Source organism: Azospirillum brasilense (genome assembly GCF_007827815.1).
GTDB classification, from domain to species: domain Bacteria; phylum Pseudomonadota; class Alphaproteobacteria; order Azospirillales; family Azospirillaceae; genus Azospirillum; species Azospirillum brasilense_C.
On the sequence record NZ_VITH01000006.1, the window covers coordinates 410185 to 433261 of the forward strand.

At 67.7% G+C, this 23077-nt stretch carries 18 protein-coding genes and 1 pseudogene; 9 read left to right on the forward strand and 10 right to left on the reverse strand.

The features are described 5' to 3' along the window. Positions 1-43: 43 nt before the first annotated feature. On the forward strand, positions 44-1819 hold the full coding sequence (locus FBZ83_RS14980; RefSeq protein ID WP_145684199.1) for a chloride channel protein: 1776 nt from the start codon (positions 44-46) through the stop codon (positions 1817-1819). Positions 1820-1883: 64 nt separating this feature from the next. Here FBZ83_RS14980 and FBZ83_RS14985 read toward each other — a convergent pair whose 3' ends face one another. Together FBZ83_RS14985 and FBZ83_RS14990 are read right to left on the reverse strand one after the other, a co-directional pair. Beyond that, the gene (locus tag FBZ83_RS14985) at positions 1884-2540 is read right to left on the reverse strand and encodes a DUF6064 family protein (RefSeq protein ID WP_145684201.1); all 657 of its coding nucleotides are present in this window, start codon (positions 2538-2540) and stop codon (positions 1884-1886) included. Next, complete coding sequence (locus tag FBZ83_RS14990) at positions 2540-3454, reverse strand: aldo/keto reductase (RefSeq protein WP_145684203.1); 915 nt, start codon at positions 3452-3454, stop codon at positions 2540-2542. The genes FBZ83_RS14985 and FBZ83_RS14990 overlap by 1 nt, the downstream gene beginning before the upstream one ends. A gap of 574 nt (positions 3455-4028) precedes the next feature. Here FBZ83_RS14990 and FBZ83_RS14995 point away from each other — a divergent pair. From FBZ83_RS14995 to FBZ83_RS15000, 3 genes and pseudogenes are all read left to right on the forward strand, one after another. Then, positions 4029-4834, forward strand: a protein-coding gene (locus tag FBZ83_RS14995) for an IS5 family transposase (protein WP_145684205.1) whose coding sequence is annotated in 2 segments (ribosomal slippage) — positions 4029-4356 and positions 4356-4834 — 807 coding nt in all. Because the reading frame shifts where the segments join, the coding sequence is not laid out codon by codon here. Positions 4835-4997: 163 nt separating this feature from the next. Then, positions 4998-5147: pseudogene (locus tag FBZ83_RS31455) on the forward strand (IS5/IS1182 family transposase); the annotation flags it as partial. A gap of 485 nt (positions 5148-5632) precedes the next feature. Continuing rightward, a complete protein-coding gene (locus FBZ83_RS15000; protein ID WP_247888315.1) occupies positions 5633-6235 on the forward strand; it encodes a DUF1003 domain-containing protein in 603 nt (200 codons plus the stop codon). Between the two features lie 18 nt (positions 6236-6253). Here FBZ83_RS15000 and FBZ83_RS15005 read toward each other — a convergent pair whose 3' ends face one another. The 6 genes from FBZ83_RS15005 to FBZ83_RS15030 are packed head-to-tail and all read right to left on the reverse strand — an operon-like array spanning position 6254 to position 13144. Beyond that, positions 6254-7351 (reverse strand): CgeB family protein, encoded by a 1098-nt coding sequence (locus FBZ83_RS15005; protein ID WP_145684207.1) that lies wholly within the window; start codon positions 7349-7351, stop codon positions 6254-6256. Then, a complete protein-coding gene (locus FBZ83_RS15010; RefSeq protein ID WP_145684209.1) occupies positions 7348-8442 on the reverse strand; it encodes a CgeB family protein in 1095 nt (364 codons plus the stop codon). The genes FBZ83_RS15005 and FBZ83_RS15010 overlap by 4 nt, the downstream gene beginning before the upstream one ends. Beyond that, positions 8439-9563, reverse strand: a complete 1125-nt coding sequence (locus FBZ83_RS15015) for a CgeB family protein (RefSeq protein ID WP_145684211.1) — start codon at positions 9561-9563, stop codon at positions 8439-8441. The genes FBZ83_RS15010 and FBZ83_RS15015 overlap by 4 nt, the downstream gene beginning before the upstream one ends. Beyond that, positions 9560-10702 (reverse strand): glycosyltransferase family 4 protein, encoded by a 1143-nt coding sequence (locus FBZ83_RS15020; RefSeq protein WP_211101664.1) that lies wholly within the window; start codon positions 10700-10702, stop codon positions 9560-9562. Before FBZ83_RS15020 ends, FBZ83_RS15015 begins: the two co-directional genes overlap by 4 nt. Next, positions 10687-11994, reverse strand: coding sequence for a TIGR04295 family B12-binding domain-containing radical SAM protein (locus tag FBZ83_RS15025; protein ID WP_145684213.1), 1308 nt, complete (start codon positions 11992-11994; stop codon positions 10687-10689). Before FBZ83_RS15025 ends, FBZ83_RS15020 begins: the two co-directional genes overlap by 16 nt. 37 nt (positions 11995-12031) lie before the next feature. Continuing rightward, the gene (locus tag FBZ83_RS15030) at positions 12032-13144 is read right to left on the reverse strand and encodes an NAD-dependent epimerase/dehydratase family protein (RefSeq protein WP_145684215.1); all 1113 of its coding nucleotides are present in this window, start codon (positions 13142-13144) and stop codon (positions 12032-12034) included. A 312-nt stretch (positions 13145-13456) separates the two neighbouring features. Between FBZ83_RS15030 and FBZ83_RS15035 the strand changes: the two genes are divergently transcribed. Genes FBZ83_RS15035 through FBZ83_RS15055 form a run of 5 tightly spaced genes read left to right on the forward strand, consistent with a single transcriptional unit; the run spans position 13457 to position 18699 of the window. Next, entirely contained in the window at positions 13457-14560 is a 1104-nt protein-coding gene (locus FBZ83_RS15035; protein ID WP_145684217.1) for an inositol-3-phosphate synthase, read from the forward strand. Positions 14561-14568: 8 nt separating this feature from the next. After that, entirely contained in the window at positions 14569-15165 is a 597-nt protein-coding gene (locus FBZ83_RS15040) for a histidine phosphatase family protein (RefSeq protein WP_247888316.1), read from the forward strand. Next, positions 15162-15977 carry a TIGR04290 family methyltransferase gene (locus FBZ83_RS15045; RefSeq protein WP_145684221.1) on the forward strand — a complete coding sequence of 272 codons (816 nt, stop codon included), beginning with the start codon at positions 15162-15164 and terminating at the stop codon, positions 15975-15977. The genes FBZ83_RS15040 and FBZ83_RS15045 overlap by 4 nt, the downstream gene beginning before the upstream one ends. Continuing rightward, a complete protein-coding gene (locus FBZ83_RS15050; protein WP_145684223.1) occupies positions 15974-16900 on the forward strand; it encodes a beta-xylosidase in 927 nt (308 codons plus the stop codon). The genes FBZ83_RS15045 and FBZ83_RS15050 overlap by 4 nt, the downstream gene beginning before the upstream one ends. Positions 16901-16944: 44 nt before the next feature. Next, positions 16945-18699, forward strand: coding sequence for a hypothetical protein (locus tag FBZ83_RS15055; RefSeq protein WP_145684225.1), 1755 nt, complete (start codon positions 16945-16947; stop codon positions 18697-18699). Between the two features lie 99 nt (positions 18700-18798). Here the strand turns inward: FBZ83_RS15055 and FBZ83_RS15060 are convergent, their stop codons facing one another. Together FBZ83_RS15060 and FBZ83_RS15065 are read right to left on the reverse strand one after the other, a co-directional pair. Continuing rightward, complete coding sequence (locus FBZ83_RS15060) at positions 18799-19881, reverse strand: potassium channel family protein (RefSeq protein WP_145684227.1); 1083 nt, start codon at positions 19879-19881, stop codon at positions 18799-18801. 89 nt (positions 19882-19970) lie between these two features. Next, complete coding sequence (locus FBZ83_RS15065) at positions 19971-23003, reverse strand: DEAD/DEAH box helicase (protein ID WP_211101665.1); 3033 nt, start codon at positions 23001-23003, stop codon at positions 19971-19973. Positions 23004-23077: the final 74 nt, after the last annotated feature.

The window sequence follows — 23077 nt, forward strand, 5'->3', positions numbered from 1 at the left end:
GGGCCGTCCTGACTCCCCATCGCGCAAGGGGGCGCGGAGGCGCATGTTCCAATCGCTGAGGGCCAGGCTGCCCGATCCGGACCAGGGGCCGGGCGTCAGGGCTCCCGCCTGGCTGCGCGCCTTCGTGCGTGGCGACGAGATCTGGCTTGTCGTTCTGGCGGCCGGGATCGGGATCGTCGCCGGCGGGCTCGTCGCCGCCATCGTGGCGGCGATGCAGTCCGCCCACCACGTCCTGTTCGCGGTGGAGGGGCACGACGTCAGCGGGGCCGCCGCCGTCGACCCCTGGCGGGCCGCGCTGGTCCCGGTCGCCGGCGGGCTCCTGATGGCGATGCTCGGCTGGCTGCTCGGCCGGTTGCCCCGTGTCCCCATCATCGATCCGGTGGAGGCCAACGCGCTCCATGGCGGCCGCATCCCCATCCGGGGAAGCCTGATTCTGGTCCTGCAGACGATGCTGTCCAACGGTTTCGGCGCTTCGGTCGGCATGGAGGCCGGCTATGCCCAGGCCGGCGCGATGGTGGCGTCCAAGCTCGGCCGCATCTTCCATGTCCGGCGCGCCGACCTGCGCACGCTGGTCGGCTGCGGCACGGCGGCGGCCATCGCGGCGGCCTTCGACGCGCCGCTGACCGGCGCCTTCTACGCTTTCGAGCTGGTGATCGCCAGCTATTCGATCTCCACCCTGGCCCCGGTGGGCGTCGCCGCCATGACCGGGGTCGGCGTCATGCGGCTGATCCTGCCCCAGCCGTCGCTTCAGGTCGGTTTCGCCGGCAGCCTCGGGGCGGCGGATTACGCGCTGGTCTGCCTGATGGGCGTGCTGTGCGCCCTGCTCGGCATCGCCATGATGCGGACGGTCGGGCTGGTGGAGGCGGCCTTCAACAAAAGCCGCGTTCCGCCGTGGGCCCGTCCGGTGGTCGGCGGCTGCTGCATCGGGCTGCTCGCGCTTGCCACGCCGGCGGTGCTGTCCTCCGGCCATGGCGCGCTGCATGCGGGGTTCAATGCTTACTACACGGCCCCGGTGCTGCTGGGGCTGATCGGGTTGAAGGCGCTGGCCTCGGCGATTTCCATCGGGTCCGGCTTCCGCGGCGGGCTGTTCTTCGCCTCGCTGTTCCTGGGGGCGATGCTGGGCAAGCTGGTCGCCATCGGCTGGATGCTGGCGGTCGGGCTGACCATCCCGGCGGTGGTGATCGGCATCGTCGGCATGTGCGCCATGGCCACCGCGGTGCTCGGCGCACCGCTGACCATGGCCTTCCTCGCGCTGGAGGTCACCGGCAGCCTGCCCCTGACCATCGCGGTGCTGGCCGCCGCGGTGGTGTCGTCGATCACCGTCCGGCGGGTCTTCGGCTATTCCTTTGCAACCTGGCGCTTCCACCTGCGCGGCGAGTCGATCCGCAGCGCCGCCGACATCGGCTGGATCCGCGAGCTGACGGTCGGGCGCATGATGCGCAAGGACGTCCGCACCGTGCGCGCCGACCAGACGCTCGCCCAGTTCCGCCGCAACTTCCCTTTGGGTGCGGCCCAGCGGGTCATCGTGGTCGATCACGCCGACCGCTACGCCGGGATCGTCTTCGTGTCGGATGCCCACCGTGACATGACCGAGGCGGAGGGCCTCGCCGACCTCATCCGCCTGAAGACCGACGTGCTGCTGCCCAACGTGAACGTCCGCGAGGCGATGAAGACTTTCGCCGCGGCGGAAAGCGACGTGCTGGCGGTGGTCGACGGCACCGACCGGATGCGGGTGATCGGGCTGCTCACCGAGCAGCACGCGCTGAGGCGCTACAACGAGGAGCTTGACGGGCGGCTGCGCGAGGGCGGGCTGCTGTGACGGGGGCCGTGGACCCAAGCCCGGTCGGCCGGCCGGCCGCCATAGCCACCAGCGTCGGTGCCGGTCAAGCGGTGCGCCGGCGTGGGACGGGAACGAGGGCGATCAGCACCGCCCCGAGAAGCGCCCACTGCTCCCCGGCGCCCATGCCGTGCAAGGTCGCCCAACCGGCCAGACACCACGCCACCGGCACGGCGAGCAGCAACCAGGACCACCGCCCCTGCGCCATCATGACCAGTCCGATGGTGGCGATCGCGGTCGGATCCGGTGTGATGCCGAAGACCTCGGCTCCGTGCAGGGGGCGTCCGGCGAGGAGCGCCGCGAACGGGTGAACGGCAAGCGCATAGAGGAACAGCGCAAGCCCCAAGGGCGCCCGCCCCACCCAAGAGAACGACCAGCGAAGCCGGCCTCCGATCAGGGCCAGCAGGACGGCTTGGAGCGCGAAGAGCGGCGCCACATAGGATGCGGCCCAATGGATCGTGGCGTAGCGTTCCCACAGGAAGCTCCAGGCCAGCCATGCCCATAGGACGGAAAGGATCCCCGCGATCGCCCGGTGCGACCAGGGGCGGGGGCGGACGAGCCACAGCAGGATGGCTGCGCCGAGCAGAATCATCAGGACATGCGCCGGCCAGAGCGTCTCGTTGTGCCGTTCGATCAGCCGCCAGTAGGTGCGGGGGCTGAAGAGCAGAAAATCCTCGGTCGAGTAGGTCCACCATTCCGGCATCAGAGGCCTCTTACGTAATCGGCCATGCGCCGTCGCATCGCGGTGTCCGGCATCGGCCCCGCCATCGCGGCCATGTTCTCGCGCACGTGCGCGACTTGGCTGGTCGCCGGGATGGCCACGGTGACGGCGGGGTGGGAAATGATGAACTTCAGGACGAACTGCGCCCAGCTCGACGCGCCGGCGTCGGCGGCCCAGGAGGGCAGGGGATGGCCCGACAGCCGGCGGAGCAGCACGCCCTGCTGGAACGGGCGGTTGACGATGACTCCCATTCCGCGGTCCGCGGCCAGAGGCAGGATGCGCTCCTCCACCTCGCGGTCGACGATGTTGTAGCTGAGCTGCACGAAATCGAGCGGTTGCCGGCGCATGATCTCCTCGAACAGGTCGCGGCGCCGCCCTTCCGACGTCGTGATGCCGACGTAGCGGAGCTGACCCGCTTCCTTCATGGCGAACAGCGTTCTGAGATGCTCCTCCCAGGACAGCAGGTTGTGCACCTGCAGCAGGTCGAAGCGCGGCACGTCCCACAGGCGGCGCGACTCCTCGATCTGCGACAGTCCGCGCGAGGCCGAGGAAATCCAGACTTTGTCCGCGGCGAACAGCGGGACGGCCTGTCCCAACGATCTGAGTCCGTCGCCGATCACCGCCTGCGAGGAGCCGTACATGGGCGAGGAGTCGATCATCCGACCCCCCATAGCGAAGAAGGCCCGCATGACCGCTGCGCACTCCGCGCGCAGTTCGGCGTCGTCGCCGACGTTGAACGTAATCCAGCTGCCCAGGCCCACGGAAGGAACGGCCTCTCCCGAGGATGGAATGCGCTTAACCGCCGCTTCCGCGGTCTGCGCCTGGACGCGCAGCGGTGTCATCAGGGCGGCCCCGGCCAGAACACCCTGCAGAACGGCGCGTCGTGTCGCTTTCATGCTTCCTCTCTCTTCCTTCCCGTGCCGCGTCCTTCCGACGGCTTCAGCTCCCAAACGCGTCGAAACGCGTGGGCCGACCGGTAAGGCTTTTGCGCCGTGCCGGTGCGGAAGGCGCCAAACCCTCGGTGAGATCAGGTGAGATCGAACGTCCCTTTTCCAATGGCAACCTGAGGGCACACGGAATATGCGGTCCTGCCGCCGTCATTTCGACGGGCCGGAGATCGGATTGACGCCCGGCCTCTTGATCCGGTCGGCCATGCCCTTGTCGGTTTCATCCGGAGTTTGGTTGCAGCGGGGGCTCCCGGATGGGCTCGTAGAGCGGATCACGCAGTGAGTTCCTGAGGTCGGTTGGTAATTGCCGTGGCCAACGCCATTGTCTACAATTCCTGAAATGCATTTTCTCACGTATTCAGATGAAAATCTGCGTGAACATTATTTTGAGGAAAATTTCGAGACCTTCATCAAGAAGGCCTCTGTTGTCCACAAAGACGGCCAGCGTGTTTCCGGCAAAGGCTGATTAATGTGCGACCATAAGAGTGCGTAACAAAACCGGCTGGGAGCGGTTGGTAGGGGCATGGCAGCCCCTCTTGTTTGCGACGCCTTGTGGGCGATCATCGAACCTCTGATCCCGCCGGAGCCGCCCAAGCCAAAAGGCGGACGGCCCCGGTTGGACGATCGTGCGGCGTTGACCGGCATCCTGTTCGTGCTGCGCACGGGCATCCCTTGGGAGCTTCTGCCGGTGGAGATGGGCTGCGGCTCGGGTATGACCTGCTGGCGGCGTCTGCACGAGTGGCATCGGGCTGGCGTGTGGGAACGGCTGCATCGTGTGCTGCTCGACCGGCTCGGCTATGCCAACGCCATCAACTGGGATCGTGCGGCGGTGGACAGCGCCAGCGTCCCGGCAAAAAGGGGGGTGAGGAGACCGGCCCGAACCCGACGGATCGCGGCAAGCCGGGCTCCAAGCGCCACATCCTCGTCGATGCTAACGGCATCCCGCTCGCCCTGAGGATCTCGCCAGCCAACCGGCACGACAGCAAGCTGCTGGAGGCGCTGGTCGATGCCGTGCCGGCGATCCGCCAGTGTGCGGGCCGGCCCCGGCGGCGACCGGCCAAGCTGCATGCCGACAAGGGTTACGACTTCGCTCACTGCCGGCGGGCGCTGCGCCAACGAGCGATCATACCGCGGATTGCCCGGCGTGGCGTCGAAAGCAGCGAGCGCCTCGGCCGATACCGATGGGTGGTCGAGCGTACGCTCGCTTGGTTTGCCCGCTTCCGCCGCATCGCCGTCCGCTACGAACGGCGCGCCGACATCTTCACTGCCTTTCACCATATCGCGGCCGGCCTCATCTGCTGGCGCTTCGTCCAGAGATGGTTCTGTTAGGCGCTCTTATTCCATGCCGATTCACAATGACGCCCATCCGCGGCACCGGCACGGCTGAATTGGCAGGGGATGGGAGCCTCGAGGTCGAAATCAGCATCCACCACGGCGACGAGATCCGGCTCAAGGCTCATCGCTGGTAGTTTTTCAGCAGCCTGATAAGGGCGAAACGGCGATGGCCCGCTACAAGGGCATCCTCGGTGACCGCTTGCACGCCCGGACCCTGCCCGCCCAGCAAGCCGAGGCCATGATCGGCGTCACCGCCCTGAACCGCATGCTCGAGACAGGACGCCCGGTCTCGGTTCGCAAGGCGTAACCAGCGGTGGACAGGACGAACAGACCGACCGTCCGCTTCCGTGCACCAACGCTACTACGTGGGGCACTTTTCGCCAGCCCGACGGCGCAAAATATCGTGCCGTCGGGCTGGCGAAAAGTGCCCCGCCTGCTGTTGACGCCGGAAAAGGGGGCGTAAATTCGGACGTTGAAACGATCACTCGTGAGAAAAAGGGGCAGCCTCCGCCCGATGTTGTGGTGAGCAAGTTCCGGTTCGCCGGTTGGTTGACCGGGCTGAAAGCCATGCCGTGGTCCGTCGGTCGGCGGTGCCGGTCACCGACAATCTAACGCTGCACAATCCCTTTTCCCGGGGGGATCTGAAACTGTCCCAGGCCAAAGCCTCAACTACCTCCCGCAACCGGTGGGCGACATCGAAAGCGCCATTGAGCGCAGCCTGTGGGTCGACCGCAATCCCAATCTTGGAAGAGGAGCGAAACGAAAACGATTCACTTAAGCAAGGCAGACGCCATGAACGCACAACCGTCCCAGCATGGCGGAAATCGCGCGGAGAAGTCCGCAAGCCCACCGACCTACCCGCCACCATCCCCTGGCTTGAGTGCTGTGTTCGAACGGAACATCCAGGCGCTGCACCAGCGCAGGGAACGGGAGGAGGTCGAGGCGACCGTGGAGGAGCGGATCGCTGATGCGATCACCCGCTTCACCGGCAGCATGACATTCGTTTATCTGCATTTGGCATTCTTTGGTTTCTGGATCATCGCCAACCTGGGGTGGGTGCCCGGCGTTCCGCGCTGGGATCCCTCCTTCGTCATCCTGGCGATGATCGCGTCCGTGGAGGCCATCTTTTTGTCCACCTTCGTGCTCATCAGCCAGAATCGGATGTCCGAGGTCGCCAGCAAGCGGGCTGATCTCGATCTGCAAATCAGCCTGTTGGCGGAGCACGAAATCACCAAGTTGACAGCCCTGGTGTCGTCCATTGCCGATCACATGGGGGTGAAGACGGACGTTGACTCCGATCTGGACGTCATCAAGCAAGATGTCGCCCCCGAAGCGGTGCTTGACCAGATTGAGGCTAAGAAGTCTTCGAAGAAGCCCGCGGACCGGGAGCCATGATGGACCGTTTGCGCCGCCTTACTGGAAGGGCAGGGCCGTACTGGTGCCGCGGCTGGCCCTTCGCATCGCGCATTTCAGTTCCCGTTCCAACGTGTCCGCGCGATGCGCGGCGGTGTGGTGTTCCAGGATTCGCCGCCGGGCCCTTGCGCCCATTGCTTGGCGGGTGTTTTCGTCCAATTGGTGAAGGGTGTGCAGAACGTCGCCCGACGTATGGGCGAAGATGATCTCGCGATTTGGCTCCAGCAGCGCGTCCAGGCCGTCCCAACAGTCGGAGATGATCGGAGTGGCGCAGGCAGCGGCCTCGAACAGCCGGACGCTGGGACTGTGGCCGGTGCGGATCATGTCCTCGCGCGTCACGTTCAAGGTGAAGCGGCTGGCCGCATAGAAGGCAGGATGCTCGGCTGGAGGAACATGATGCCGACGTTCAACATTTCCGGGCCAAGCGATCCCGTCGGGGTATTGCGGACCGGCGACGACGAAGCGCAGCGACGGCGCACGCCGGGCCGGCTCCAGCAGCAACCGCTCCAGCGTCGGTTGCCGGTCGGGGCTGTAGGTGCCGAGATAGCTCAGATCCCAGCGCTTGGGCATAGGCAGGGGCACGTAGGCGTCGGCATCCACGGAGCAATGAAGCGCGCGCGCCGCCGGAGAGCCGTAGCGGAACTCCAGCCGCTCCAGCGTCGGTCCGCCCGTGAAGGAGAAATACACATCATAGCCAGGAATGAGGGCAGGGGAGAGATACTCCTCGTCGCCGCGTTCCAGCTTCGCCAGGGTCACCGGCGTGTCGATGTCGTAGAAGGCGACGATCCCGTGTGCGGTTTCCTGCGCCCAGCGGCCGACGGTGACGCCGTCGGGCACGTAGGAACCGACGAGCACCGCGTCGGCCCCCTCGACCATTCCGGCCCACCGCCGCAGGTCGGCAAGGTCCTCGTAGAAGGCTAGCCGGCAATAACCGGGATCGGCGAGATCACGATTCTGCGCGTACCAGGGAACGTCGCGCTCCAGGAACAGGATGTCGTGGCCACGCGCGGCGAACGCCTTGAGGAGGGCGCGGAAGGTGGTGGCGTGGCCGTTGCCCCAGGAAGAGGACAGGCTCAGCCCCAGCACGACGAGCTTCACGCCGCGCTCCTTTCCCGCAGCGCCGCCAGGGCTTCGCGCAGCAACACGTCGACCTCCGCGCCGCGCCGTGCGTAGGTGTGTTCCGCAAGGGTGCGCCGCCGCGCGGCATCGCCGATGGCGCGGGCGCGGGCCGGAGTGAGGGCGCGCAGATGATCGGTCACGTCCTGGCCGTCGCGGGCGACGAGGATCTCCTCGTCCGGGGCGAGGAACAGTTCGACCCCCGTCCAAGCGTCGGTGATCAGGCAGGCCGCCGCTCCGGCAGCCTCGAACACCCGCGTGGCGGGAGAGAAGCCGACCTCGGCCATGCTGTCGCGGGCGATGTTCAGAACCGCCAGCGCCGAGCTGTTGAAGGCGTTGTGGTCGGCGGTGCCGACATGGCCGATGTGGGTGACGTTGGCCGGCAGCCCCTTCGTCTCCCAGCCGCTGCCGCCGATGGTGTAACGCCCCTGCGGGTTGCGCGCGGCGGGCTCCAAGAAGAAGCGCTCCACCCGCTCCTCGCGGTCGGGCAGCCGGTTGCCGAGAAAGCTGAGATCGGCGGCGAAGCGCGGTTGGGGAGGTGCCGGCTGGTGCGTCGCCGGGTCCAACGCGTTGTAGATGGGGCGGCACAGGCGGGCGCCCATCGCCTCGTAGGCCGCGACCACCGGCGTGCCGCCGCCATAGGTCAGCACGGCGTCGATCCGCGGCAGCCGACGGCGCAGGGGATGATCCGGGGCTTGCCGAAGTTCGGCCAGGGTGGCGGGAGCGTCGACATCCCAATAGACACGCAAAGCGTGGGGACCGGCGGCATCCATCACGCCATCGAGCAACTCGTCGTCGAAGACGCCGACGCCGTTCGCCTTTACCACCACGTCGGCCTCGGCGGCACGGGCGATCACGGTGCGGCAGGCTTCGGCGGTGGCCTCGTACACCACGACGCTGGCCCAGCCGGGCGGCTCGATGTCACGGTGCCTCTGGCGGTCGAAGGCGTCCGGTTCGTAGAAGGTGACGTCCCAGCCCCGCTTGGCGAGTTCGCTCAGCATGCCGCGATAGTAGGTGGCGGCGCCGTTCCAGTAGGAGGAAAGCAGGCTCGAACCGTAGAAGGCCATCTTCATCGGACAGGCTCCAGCATCGAAGAGGGGGCGGGCGTGCCGGCCAGAGCGGCGGCGATGGCGAGCAGCTCACGGGCGCGGTGGGCGCAGGTGTGGCGGGCGCGGATCGTTTCCAGGCCGTTGCGGACCAACGTGCCTCGGAGGTCGGCGTCGCCGTCCACGGCGCGCAGATGGGCGGTCATATGGGCCCCGTCGCGGGCGACCAGGAAATCCGTTCCCGGCCGGAACAGAGCTTCGCAATCGCTCCATGGCGCGCTGACCAATGGGATGCCGCAGGCCAGCGCCTCGAACACGCGGATGGTCGGGATGCCTGGCAGGGATTCGACGTAGAAACGGCGCGGCACATGGACGGTGACCCGATGGCGGGCGAAGGTCGCGGGCGCGCGGGCGTTGGGCAGCCAGCCCTTGTAGGCGATGCCGTGCCGCTTCAGCGTCGCCAGGGCTTCGGTGGGATAGCGCACGCCATAGACGTCCAGAGCCAGACCCGCGGCGCGGGCGGGAGCGAACAGAAAGCTCCCCAGCTCCTTCGTCCGCTCGCCATCACCCCAATTGCCGATCCACACCGCTCCGCTGCGCCGCTCCTCCCCGGGCAGCGGGTGGAACAGCCGGACGTCGGCGGCTTCGTGCCAGACGAAGACCCGATCCTCCCAGCCCCAGCGCCGGTACACGGCGGCCAGGGTTTCGCCGAAGGCCAGGACGCCATCGTAGCCGGAGAGATCGAAGGCGGAGATGGCTTTCGGATCACTGACCGCGCGATGGTGCGTGTCGTGGAACAGCAGGAGAAAGCGACCGCCCTGCGCCCGCGCTCGGCCCACCGCCGCGACCAGAGCCGGGTCGTTCCATTCATGGACGATGACCAGATCGGCCCCCTCGCACAGCGCCGCCGCGTCGGTGTCGGCCGTGAAGGTCAGCGAGGTCAGGTCCGGATAGGCGGTCCGGTAGGGCGCCAGCCCCGCTTCGCCATGATCGGCCAGCAGGTTCCGCAGACTCCACGCGCCCTCCGGCTCGAAGACGCGGACCTCATGGCCAAGGGTGATCAGCTCCCTCAGGACGCCGCGCAGGAAATGGGCGTTGCCGTGGTTCCAGCAGGACGCCAGCGAATGGGTGAAATAGACGATCCTCACGCGACGGCCTCCTTGCGGGAGGGGGTGGAGGTGTGGCGGGCCAGGACGTTGCGGTAGAGACCGCGCATGCCGGAGGCCATCGACTCTATGCCGTATTGCCCGGCTTTGAGCCGCGCCGCCTCGCCGAGGCGCCCGGCTTCCCCCGGATCGTCCAGCAGGCGGCGGATCGTGGCGGCGAGGGCTGCGCTGTCCCTCGGCTCCACGAAGAGTGCGGCGCCGTCCCACAGCTCGCGGAAGGTCGCGATGTCCGACAGCACCAGCGCGCAGCCGGCCTGGGCGGCTTCAAGCACCGTCAGGCCGAACGGCTCGTAGAGCGCGGCGGAAGCGAAGACCGGTGCCCGCGCCAGCCACGTCGCGACCGACGCCGCATCCAGACGCCCGAGCGCCGCGGCGTGACGCAGGGTCCGGCGATTCCCGCCCGGACCTTCCAGCGAGCCGGCGGCGACCACCGGCACCGTCAGCAGCGCCGCCGCCGCGTCCAGCGTTGCGATGTTCTTTCCATCGTCCCACAAGCGTCCGGCGGTGAAGACGAGACGCTCCCGTCCGCCCGGCCCACCGCCTGGAGGAGGACGGCGTCCGTTGCGCACCACCACCGGTGGCGGCAGACCATAGGCGGCGGCGGTGGCCTGCGCGAAGGCGGCGCTCGGCGCCGCCAGCGCATCGCAGGCTTGGTATCCCCGCTCCAGAACCTCGATCCGCCAGTGAAAGTCGCCCGGCAGGGCGCCGCCGCGCAGGGTGGCCCACCACGTCGCCAGACAGGAATGGCAGACTCCCACGACCGGAACCGTGAACCCGGCGTCCGCCGCCAGGGCCGGGCTGTTGAGGTGGACGAGATCCACATCCAACCGCCGAGCGAGCGTTCCCAGCGCTTCTGCACCGCGCCGGATCGCGGCCGGATCTTCCGCCATCCAGTCCAGCGGGAGGCCGGTGTCGATCAATTCCAGGCCGGGGATGGCGCGCGCCGCCGCGGTCTGGTCCTCCTGCGGTGATGGCCCAAGCACCGCCAGGGTGACGCGCAGGCCGCCTGCCGCCAGTTCCTGCGCGAGGTCGAGCGCGTAGGTCCACACTCCACCCACGCTGTCCGCCGTCATCAACAGATGGGCGGGGGCTGCTGCCGGGGGCATCACCGGCAACCGCATGCGGCCTCCAGCTCATGCAAGGGCAGGGGCTCCTCCTCCTGAATGTCGCTCAGTCGCGCGAACTGGCGCAGATAGTGCTCGTGCGTCCTTTCCCATGCCCGGTCGTCCGGTTCGCCCCACAGGCGGCGGTAATCGGGCGAAGCGGGGTAGGGGTAGAGCGGCACCGGATCGTTGGCCCAGACACCGGCACCGCGCAGCCTCTCCCGCCATCGCGCGACGAGCCCGGCGTCGTCGCCGGCCATGGCGATCAGGTTGGCCTGGACGAAGGGCACGCTGCGCCGGGCGTGGATCAGGCGGTCGGCCAGTGCGTCGGTGCTCATGCGGCAGTTCTTGTCGAGCGCCGCGCGGCCCTCCTCGGTCAGGCTTTCCACCCCCGCCTCGATCGACACGCAGCCGGCGGCCCCCAGGAGGTCCAGCAGGTCGGGCTTCCACAGGTCGATGCGGGTCTGGATGCCGAACTCGACCGGACGCTCCACCAGCGCTTCCAACAGATCACGGCGGGGCAGGAAGATCTCGTCGATGAAATAGACGTAGCGCACGCCGACGGCGGTCAGCCGGTCGATCTCCTCCAGAACGATGGCGGTATCGCGGCGGCGGTACTGGTCGCGGAAGTCGATCTTGGCGCAGAAGGAACAGGAGTAGGGGCAGCCGCGCGACGCCTCGACCTCAGCCCCCGCGCCGAGCGGTTCGGTGCCGTAGCGGTGGTGATGGTGGGGGTGGCGCTCCAGCCATTCGGCGGGCCAGGACAGCGCCGGCAGATCGACGAAGCGGCCGGCGTGCGGGACGCCGGTGACGACGGTTCCGCCGCCGCCGCGGAAGGCCAGCGCCGGAACGCCGTCCAACCCTGGCTGGCCGGAATCCAGGCGGTCGGCAAGCCGTTTCACGACCTCCTCGCATTCGCCCCGCACGATGACGTCCACGCCCAGCTTGTCCAGGGCTGCACCGGGGGTGGTCGATCCGTGCGGACCCACCGCGACGGTCCGGCCGCCGCGTCCATCCAGCGCCAGCAGGAAATCACGGGGGATGCGCAGCTCCGGCGGGGCGCAACGCCAAAACAGGTAGGTCGGCGCGGTCGTCACCACGGTCACGCCGGGTGCGAAGCCGGCGACCCGATCCGCCAGTTCGCCGTTCGACAGTCCCGTCAACGGCCCGTCGAGCAGCAGGACCTCGTGTCCGGCCTGCTCCAGCAGCGTCTTGCAGTAGCCCAGTTCGAGGGGAAGATGCGGCTCCCGGCAGCCGAAATAGATGCTGTGCGCGAAGCTCCAGGCCGGATTGACCAACGCCACACGCATCACGTCGCCTCCACCAAGGCCGGTCCGGGCCGGCGGTTCATACCACCAGCCCCCGCGCTTCGAGTTCGCTCCGGGCCTCGGCGGCGTGATCCTGCGCCTCCTGCCGGGCAACCCATTCGGCGAGTTCGGCCAGCCCCTCGGCGAAATCCTGCCGGGCTTCGTAGTTCAGGACCGTCCGCGCCCTGCCCAGGTCGGGGATGTTGTGGCGGATGTCGCCAGCGCGCGCTTGGCCGGTGATGTCCGGAGCCAGGTCGGACCGGCCCATTGAGGCGGCCTGGAGCCGCGCCAGCTCCTCTACGGTGCGGTCCTCGCCGGACCCGATGTTGAACACCTCACCGTTGGCGGTCGGCTGGTCGAGCGCCAGCAGGACAGCGCGTGCCACGTCGCCGACATGCACGAAGTCGCGCCGCTGACGGCCATCCTCGAAGATCATCGGCCGCTGACCGTTGGCGATGCGCGAGGCGAAGATCGCCAATACCCCGGTGTAGGGGTTCGACAGCGCCTGCCCGGGGCCGTAGACGTTCCAAAGCCGCAACGCCGCCCCTTCCATCCCGTATTGGGCGGTGAGCGTCAGGGTCAGCCGCTCCTGCACGTATTTGCCGATGGCGTAGACGGACCTGAGGGCCGGGCGCTTGCTCTCCGGCGTGGGGACGGGGATCAGCGGCCGTCCATCGGAATCCAGCGGGTCCCAGGAACCGTCCGGGTTGCGCGCGCCGCGCACCACATCCTCCATCGGCGTGCCGTCGGCGGTCCGGTACAGCCCCTCGCCGTAGATGCTCATCGAGGAGGCGACCACCACCCGGCGGACCGGTCGGTCGATCAACCGTTGGAACAGCACGGCCGTCCCGTGGTCGTTCACCGAGGTGTAGCGGTCCACCGCGTACATGCTCTGGCCGACACCGACCTCGGCGGCGAGATGGATCACGCAATCCACTCCCTCCAACGCCCGACCGACCATGGCCTCGTCGCGTATGTCCCCGATCAGCAACTCGACGTCCGGGTCCAGTTCGCCGGGCCGCGTCCGGGTGGGATGGACCTGCGCGATCAGACTGTCGAGAACCCGAACCCGGTCGCCGCGGGCGAGGAGTGCCCTGGCGACGTGGCGGCCGATGAAACCGGCGCCACCGGTGACAAGAACGGATTCTCCCACGAGCCCCTCCGCTGATGGACAGTGATGTCTATGTCAGCTATTTCTGGTTGTGCTAGGTATGTATAAAATTGCCATCAATTGCCACGATTCTTCTTTGAAAAGAAATACAGCTTTTCACTTGCATGCGCGAGACATCGCTATGTTCGCTTCGTGAAAAGAAGCGCGATCACGTCAATGTTAACATAGCCGTTGAACTTTCAGCACCTTATCCAAAGGGCGTGGTCAGATTGGACGATCTTCCAGCAATTATTTTTCCAAGATACAAATACCATTCCGGTCCATTAAGATAATTTTCGGGACAAGGAGAATTTCGTGACTGGGAAAAAGCTGCGGGTGGCGATTGCCGGTGTCGGAAATTGCGCTTCATCCTTCGTGCAAGGTGTAAGCTATTATGCCGATGCTCACGCTAACGAGCCGCCACCCGGGCTGATGACGCTCGATCTCGGTGGCTATCGGGTCAGCGACATCGAAATATCCGCCGCTTTCGATGTGAACGCCACCAAGGTCGGACGGGATTTGTCCGACGCTATTTTTGCCCCTCCGAACAACACGTGCCGCTTCGCAAGCCCGTGTGCTTCGGGGGTGCACGTGGAGCGCGGTCCGACACTGGACGGCATCGGCCGCTATTTGGCCGATGACATTGAGGAGTCGGGGGAGGCACCGGTTGCCATCGCCGAGTCCCTACGCCGCTCAGGCACCGATATCCTGGTGTCTTATCTGCCGGTCGGTTCGCAGCGGGCCACGGAGTTCTATGCCGGGCAGGCGCTGGAGGCCGGCTGCGCCTTCGTCAACTGCATCCCGGTCTTCATAGCCTCCGACCCGGGTTGGGCGAAGCGGTTCGAGCGGCACGGCCTGCCGGTCATCGGCGACGACATCAAGAGCCAGATGGGTGCCACGATCATCCACCGCGCGCTGGCGAACCTGTTCCGCGAGCGCGGCATCCGGCTCGACCACACCTATCAGCTGAACTTTGGCGGCAACACCGACTTCAAGAACATGCTGGAACGCGAACGCCTGGAATCGAAGAAGATCTCGAAGACCCGTGCCGTCACCAGCCAACTGGACGTGCCGCTCGACGCGGACGACGTCCATATTGGTCCCAGCGATCATGTGCCCTGGCTGGCCGACCGGAAATGGGCGCACATCCGCCTGGAGGGCACCGCCTTCGGGGGTGTGCCCCTCAGCGTGGAACTGAAGCTGGAGGTCTGGGACAGCCCGAACTCCGCCGGCATCGTGATCGACGCGGTGCGCTGCGCCAAGCTGGCGTTGGACCGGAAGATGGCCGGGCCACTGATTGGACCGTCGAGCTACTTCATGAAATCGCCTCCCGAGCAGTTCACCGACCATGAAGCGCGCGACCGCACATTGCGCTTCATCGCCGGCGAGGCAGCGGCCGGCCCGCGCTTCCGGGCGTGAGCGGCGGCGTGGAAACGATCCTGGTCCTGCTGCGTCACGCGTCGCATGACCGGCTGGGCTCCGTGTTGTGCGGACGCATGCCCGGCGTGACGCTCAGCGAGGCCGGCCGGCGCGAGGCCGACGCGCTGGCCATCACAGTGGCGCGTCACCGGTTCGCCGCCGTGCTGTCCAGCCCGTTGGAACGCGCCGTGGAAACGGCGGCCGCCATCGCCGCGTCACAGGCCTTGGCCGTGGAGGTGGAGGAGGATCTCAACGAACTTGATCTCGGCGCCTGGGCCGGCATGCGCTTCGAGGACCTGCGCGGCCACCCGGCTTGGAATGTGTGGAACAGCGCGCGGTCGCATGCGCGCCCACCTGGGGGCGAAACGATGCTGGAGGCTCAGACCCGGATGACGCGCTGCATTGAGCGGCTGCGCCGCCGGTACGCTGGCGGGACCGTCGCGCTGGTCAGCCACGCCGACGTCATCAAGGCGGCGCTGTCCCACGCCTTGGGGCTTTCCGTGGATTTCCACGCCCGTTTCGAGATCGCTCCAGCATCCCGCAGCGTGCTGATTGCCGGGGAATGGGGCCTGAAGGTCCACAGCATCAACGAGGCGGCGGAATGACGAATCTGACGACCGATCAAATCCGCGCCCGGGTCGCCGCGCTGGGGGATTGGTTCCACAACATCAATCTGAACGGCGTCAGCACCGCCCCCGACCACTTCCTGCACGATTACCCGAACGTGAAATGGCGACGGTTCGCCCATGCGGTCCCGGAGGATCTGAGCGGCCTGACGGTGCTCGACATCGGCTGCAACGGCGGCTTCTACTCCATCGAGATGAAGCGGCGCGGCGCCGAGCGGGTGGTGGGAATCGACTTCGACGACCGTTACCTCGCACAGGCGCGCTTCGCCGCCGAAGTGACCCGCCAGGACATCGAGTTCCGCAAGCTGTCGGTTTACGACCTCGCGTTGCTGGGGGAGCGGTTCGACGTCGTCTTGTTCATGGGGGTGCTTTACCATCTGCGCCACCCGTTGCTGGCTCTCGACCTGATCCACGAGCATGCCGCCCGTGATCTGATGATCTTCCAATCGATGCAGCGCGGCTCCGAGACGGTCGAACCGGTGGGCGCCGATTACGATTTTCGCCAGCAGGACCATTTCAACACGCCCGGCTATCCGAAGCTGCATTTCATCGAACACCAGTATTCCGGCGATTGGACGAACTGGTGGGTCCCGAACGCCGCCTGCGCCGAGGCCATGCTGCGCAGCGCCGGCTTTCGGATCGTCGAGCATCCGGAGCAAGAGGTCTATGTCTGCCGCCGCGCTCCACGGCCGACGGAGGCGGGCGCCGTCTATCCCGCCCTGCCATCCACCGCCGCACCATCCGCCGGACCGGCACCGGCAAACCACGCCAGGACGGGAAGCCAGGGATGATCGAAGCCGCCAAGATCTGGAACGAGCCCAACAACAAGTCCCACTGGAATCCCGATCTCGATCCGGAATGGGATCTGTTCGCCCGCATGACGATCCTGTCCGGACAGGCGATCCGGGCGGAGAATGGCGCGCTCACGCGCGTGTTGGGCGGCATCTCGCCCATCGATCCCTCCTTCATCCGACGTCTGGACGAACGCGGCGCTCTGGACCATGTGGACGTGGTTGCGGTGCATGGCTTTCCGCTCGACTGGAATCTTTGGCAGATCCGGGAATGGCCGGACAAGATCGAGGAGATTCGCGCCGTCACCGGCAAGCCGGTCTGGGTGACGGAGGCCGGCGTTTCGTCCTTCGGCGCCGAGGAGGTGCAGGCCTGGGGCGTCACCCGCACCGCGGAGCTGCTGATCGGCCGGGTTCCACGCATTCACTGGTACAGCCTCTACGATCTGCCCAGCGCTTGGGAGGCGACGACGCGCCACAAGGAGGCGGAGGGCTCCTCCTACTACCGTCATTTCCACATGGGGCTGCTGCGGGCGGACGGCACGCCCAAGCCGGCGCTCGACGCCTACGCGCCCTACGCGGCCGAGATGGGGATTTGCCAGTGGTTCCACTTCGAGGATCACCGGCTGGACGAGGCGGTGGCCTGGATGAAGCGGTTGGGTGTCCGGCACCTGCGCACCGGCCTGTCCTGGGCCGACAGCTTCCGGCCGAACGCGCTCGCCTGGTTCGACCGTCAGATGGAAGCGCTGGCCGATTTCGATGTCACCATAACCTTCTGCTTCACGCCCGAGCATCGTGGAATTGAACCGCACCACAGCAGCCCGCCCCAGGTCGCCGAGGAGTTCGCGGATTTTTGCGCCGCCATGGTCCGCCGCTACGCCAGCACCGCTCCGGCAGCGCCGTTCCCCCTGCTGGCGATGGATTAGGAGGCGGTAGACCAGGACATCTCGCCGCGCGGAGCGGTTGAACCATGCTGGTTTACGGCGATCGCGACCGTCTCGAGAAGCCGTGCGTCGCCGTGGTGCGGATCGCCGCCGCCCTGCATACAGCCGCGTCCAAGCCTGACGGGCTGATCCGTCATGCCATGCTGGTGTCCTTGTTCATCGAGGCGGCGGAGCTTGCGCAGGGCCTCGCCGATGCGGAATTCGCGGCGCTGGGGGAGGACGATTGCACCCCGTGCCGCCATGCGGCGATGGCGGTCGTGATGGGGCTGGCCCGCGCCGTTGCCCGGTCCTGGCGCGGCGAGCCGCAGCCGGGCGCTTGCGCGCTGGCGGCTGACCTGGAAACGTTGTCGGCGCAGCCACTGCCCGAAACCGTGCGAATACGCCGATCCGAAGGCTATGCCTTCTATGGCCTCTATCCGGAAGCCTATCTGGAGGCTGCGGCCCGGCTTCCGCCGGACCTGCCCGCTCCGGTCGTCGTGATTGGCCTGCGCAGCATCGGAACCGGACTGGCGGCGATGGCGGCGGTTGCGCTGGACGCAGCGCCTCCGGTCACTCTGCGTCCGATCGGTCATCCGTTCCAACGCGCCGTCCGCCTGTCGGCTCGCCTGCGGGCCGCCCTGCTGGCCGACGCGGGCGCGTCCTATGTGATCGTCGATGAAGGGCCGGGACTGTCGGGCAGTTCGTTCGGCGCCGTTGCCGATTGGTTGGAGGCGGCGGGCGTGCCGCCCCGGCGGATCGTGTTCCTTCCCAGCCATAAGGGCGATCCGGGTCCGCGCTCATCCGACCGGCACCGCCGCCGCTGGGCCGAGGCGGTGCGTCCGGTGATCGACTTCAATGAACTGGTGCACGCTGCGCACGGCCCGGTGCCGCCGTTGGAGCGCTGGTTCGAGGACACGCTCGGCCCTGCGGTCGCACCGTTGCGTGATCTGTCGGGCGGCGCATGGCGGACGGCATCGGCGGAATTGGCGGCGAATGTTGCGGCGGACTGGCCGCCGGTCCATGCGCAGCAGGAACGCCGCAAGTTCCTGCTGCGCACTGCCTCCGGCTCCTGGCTTTTGAAATTCGCCGGCCTCGGACGCCTGGGCGAGGCCAAGCTGGACCGGGCCCGCGCGTTGCATCAGGCGGGTTTCACGACGGAACCGATGGCGCTCCGTCATGGCTTCCTGGCGGAGCGCTGGTTGGACGGCGCGCAACCGCCCTCCACCATGCCTTTGGAACGTTTGGCCGACTATCTCCGGTTCCGCGCGCAACGCTTTCCGGCGGAGTGCGACACAGGCGCCAGCCTTCCGGACCTGTTGGCGATGGCGCGCGTGAACATCGGCGAGGCGCTTGGCGCCGCGGCAACCGTCTCCTTGGATCGCTGGACGCCGGACATCCTGAGAGAGCTGGACGCCGGGGTCCGGCGCGCCGTCACCGACAACCGCCTTCACATCTGGGAGTGGCTGCGCACCACCGACGGCCGGTTGCTGAAGACCGACTCGCTCGATCATGCCGACGCGCATGACCTGATCGGCTGCCAGGACATCGCTTGGGACGTGGCGGGGGCCATCGTCGAATTCGGCCTTCCGGCGGCGGAAGCCGGCCGGCTGTGCGGCGCGGTGGACGCTTCAAAGCGGCTGGTGGCCTTCCATCTTCCCTGCTATCTCGCCTTCCAGATCGGCTGCTGGTCATTCGCCTCCTCCGATGCGGGAGCGGCGTCGATGCGCCGCTTCTACGAGGAGGCTTGGAAACGGCAAGCGGGCCGTGGCGAGCGCTCCCCACCCCCCGCCGTCACCCCATGACCACCGCTTCGAGCATCACCTTCGGACCTGGCTCGTTCCCGGCAATCGTGGAACTCGTGCTCAGCCGCTGTGGGCAGCGCCTTCGAAGACCGACAGCGTTCATTGGCCTTCTGCCGTCTCGTCACCGTGCGCCGGACTGATCACAAGCAGCAGGTCTCCGGGCTGGATGATATGGCGGTGACGCTCCGTGAAGGGAATGATGTGGCCATTGCTGTGGATCTGCACGACCACGCCGGCGGTCGCCATTGCCATAGTCTTGCCGATCTCCTCCGGGGCCGCCGGGCGCTCCGTCAGCACCATTTGGCCACCCACCGACATGAGGTCGCACAGGAAGGGTGTCGCATGGCTGGTTTCCACGGCATCGGCCATGAGATAGCCGCCGATCCTGGGCGGCGACACCACCAAGTCGGCGCCGCTCAGCTTGGCCAGCTTGATGTTCTCCTCCTGCTTGATGTTGCCCACGATCTTGGTGCCGGCGGCCAGATGGCGGACCGTCAGGATCACCAGAATGGTGGTGTCGTCCCGGCCCGAGCTGACGATCACGGCCTTGGCGCTTCCCACGCAGGCCCGGGTGAGCATCTCTTCGCTGGTGGCGTCGCCGAGCAGCCCGATGAACCCCGCCTCGGCCGCCAGCCGGATGCGTTCCTTCGACTGGTCGATCACGACGATCCGTTCGCCCGGATGTCCCTTGGCGACCGTCTCCTGCGCGGCGATGAACCCACTGTGACCAAAGCCGCACAGCACGATATGCCCTTGCAGATGCTTCTGAATTCGGCTCATTCGGAAATCCTCGATGATCCGCTGCACAACGAATTCGTAGGCGGTGCCCAGGAAGATGAACCAGATGAAGATGCGGATGGGCGTGACCGCGAAGGCGTCGATCAGCCGCGCCGTGTGGCTGACCGGAACGATGTCGCCGTAACCCACGGTGGTGACGGTGATCATCGCGAAATAGAGGATGTCAGGGAAACTGACATGGCCGTCGATCTGGTCCTTCAGGCCATCGCGGTCGAACCAGAACACCGCGATGACCAGGGCGATCAGGACGACGACAAGCCCGACACGAAGGGCGAGCGTCTGTTCCGCCGACATCCCGGAGCGGACATGAAGAACCCGGCCCCGCCGGGGCGCCGACTTGATCCGCCACGTCTCGTTGCCATTGCGCTCGCCAAGCTTCGGCATGGGCCATCCATCGAATGACACTCCCGGCCATCATAACGGGGATCGCCGCGTGTCGCTCCACAAGGTGGCCATGTGGAACGACTGTCCGCTCAGGCCGTGCCGATAGGCGGAAGCTGATCGAGCAGGGCGCGCGCATTGTCCAGGATCTCCGACGGTCCATCGGCGCCCAGCGCAAAGACGAGACGGTCGTCCGTCCGGCGCACCTGTCCGGTCCACAGACGCTCCAGCGCCGCTTCGCGCATGGCCCGGCAGGGCGTGTCGTTCAGGGTCAGCGACACACCCGAGGGTCCGGCGGCCAGGGCGGCGACACCCAGCCGCCGGCAGCGCGCGCGGAGCGCGGCAGTCGCCAGCAACAGCTCGACCTCCTCCGGCAACGGCCCGAAGCGGTCCTCGATCTCTTCGCGCAACGGCTCGACCGCCGCTTCGTCGCGCAGACGCGAGAGGCGGCGGTGCAGGCCGATGCGCAAGTCCTCCTCCGGAAGGTAGGCGGCGGGAATGGTCTGCGGCACGCCCAGGCGCAGGTCGGGGGAATCGTCCGCCTCGGCGCCGGCCAGCGCGCGGGCCAGCAGATGCTGGTACAGCTCGGTTCCGACCAACCGCAGATGGCCGCTCTGGTCGGTTCCCAGCAGGTCGCCCGCCCCGCGCTGGTCGAGATCGAGCACACTGAGGGCGAAGCCGCCGCCCAGGCTTTCGATCGCCTCAAGCGAGCCCAGCCGCCGCTCGGTTCGCTCGCCGAGCGGAGTGTCCGGATCGGTCAGCAGATAAGCGTAGGCCTGCGCTCCCCCGCGCCCGACCCGGCCGCGGAGCTGATGGAGCTGCCCGAGCCCGAACAGATCGGGGTGGCGGATCACGATGGTGTTGGCACGGGGAATGTCGATGCCGGTCTCGATGATGGGGGTTGACACCAGCACGTCGACCGTTCCTTCCGCCACATCGACCATGACCTGATCGAGTTCGGCAACGGGGAGGCGCCCGTGCGCGACGGCGACCGACAGACCGGGAGCGAGCGCGCGCACCTCGGCCTCCAGCGCCGGCAGGTCGGCGATCCGCGGGGCGACGCAGAAGCTCTGTCCACCCCGCGCCTTTTCGCGCAGCAGGGCCGACCGCAGAAGCGAGGGGTCATAGGGGGTGACCCGCGTGCGCACCGGGCGCCGCCGCACCGGAGGGGTATCGATGACGCTGACTCCGCGCAGCCCCGCCAGCGCCCCCTGCAGCGTCCGCGGAACCGGCGTGGCGCTGAGCGCCAGACAGTGGACGCCGGCGGAAAGACGGGCCAATGCCCGCTTCTGCACGGTGCCGAAGCGCTGCTCCTCGTCGACGACAACCAACGCCAAGTCGGCGAAGCGTACCGTCTTCGACAAGAGGGCATGGGTACCGACCGCGATCGCCACCGATCCGTCGGCGAGGCCTTCACGCACGGCTTTTGCGGCCGACGCCGCCATGCCGCCGCTCAACGGCTCGATGCGCAGGCCCAAACCAGCCAGCCGCCGTCGGAACACCTCCAAGTGCTGGCGGGCGAGCACGCTGGTCGGAGCAAGAACGGCAACCTGCCGGCCGGTGGAAGCGACCGCCGCCGCGGCGCGCAACGCCACCTCGGTCTTGCCATAGCCGACGTCGGCGCAGACCAGATGGTCCATGGGCCGCCCGCTGGCGAGTTCGGCCATCACGGCGCTGATGGCGCGCCGCTGGCCCGCGGTCTCCTCGTAGGGGAAGCGGGCGGCCACGCGCCGCATCGGTCCGGCCGGCGGCGTGATCACGGGGGCTTCCGTGCGGGCCCGGCGCTCGGCTTGGCGCAGGAGGCTTTTCGCTGTTCGGCTGATCTCGCGCTCCAACTCCGCGCGGCGGGTGATCCAATTTCCGCCCTTGAGCCCATCGAGCGCCACCCGGGCGTCGGTGCTGCCGTAGCGCCACACGCGGTCGAGGTCGGCCGCCGGCACCAGGAGCCGATTCTCGCGGGCATACTCCATCACCAAGACGTCTTCCGGCTGGCCTCCGGCCTCAACCGTTTCGAGCCCGCGCACCGCACCGATCCCGTAGTCGAGATGGACCGCGAGATCGTCGCACGACAGGTCGACGGGTGCCAGCGGGGCGACCGGGCCGGCTCCGCCTTCCGGACGGGGGCGTTGGGCGAGCACCGTAACCCCGTCGAACGTGAAGCCCGCGGCGACCCGAAGCACCAGGGCTGCCGGCGTCGCGGGAGGCCCATCCACCGGCCACCGGTCGAGCACCGGCACCGGCCGGCCGGTCGCCACCGCCACCCGCTCCGCCATCCTGGCCGCGTCGTCGGCGTTCGCAGCGGCGATGATCACGGATTCACCCGCGGCAATCCTTTCTCCGGCGAGGCGGGGGAGGGTGCGTTCGGACACCGCCGGAGCCTCGCTGGACAAGGCTTGCCCATCGGGCTCCAGGGTCAGAACCGCGCGTCCCCGCAACGCCTTCTCCCACGCGTTGCGGTCGAGGTGCATGGCGGATGCGTCGGCTTCCTCCAGATCGTCGAAGCGCGCCTCCAGCCGGTCGCCAACCCCCTCGTCCATGACGACGGGACTGTCGGCGAGAAGCTCAAGCACGCTCGGCAAGCGGTCGTAGGCCAGCGGGAGCAGGCGCTCGAAGGCGTGGGGGCGCCGTCCGGCGGCGAGTTCCTCCGCGAGCCCTGCGGCCGCCGGGTCGCCGCGGCCCTCCAGCCCTTGGATCAGCCGCGCGACGATCCCCGGTACCGCCGGGATTTCGGTCACCGGATGAACGGTGATCCGGTCGCAGTCGCCCGTCGAGCGCTGGCTTGCCGGATCGAAGGTCCGTATCCGGGCGACCCGGCCATCGACAATGTCGCAGCGGACGGGACGGTCGGCATCGCCCGGAAAGATCTCCACCACGGAACCGCGGAACGCGGCCTCCCCTGGTTCGTCGATCCGCTCGTCGAGGATGTAGCCGCCGGCAATCAGGCGCCCCCGCCAAGTCTCCTCGTCATAGAGGGTGCCCGTCGCGATGACCAAAGCGACGTCAGGCCAGGCATCGGGAGGCGGAAGACGTTGCAGCGCCGCCTCGGCGGTCGCCAGAACCAGTCGCCCGGAGCCCTTGGCCGGTCGGGACAAGGCGGCGATGGCAGCGGCGCGTTGCCCAAGCACAGCCCGCGATGGCTGCTCCCGCTCCTCAAGGGGGACGTCCCAACCTGGAATAAGCACGACGTCAAGGTCCGGCG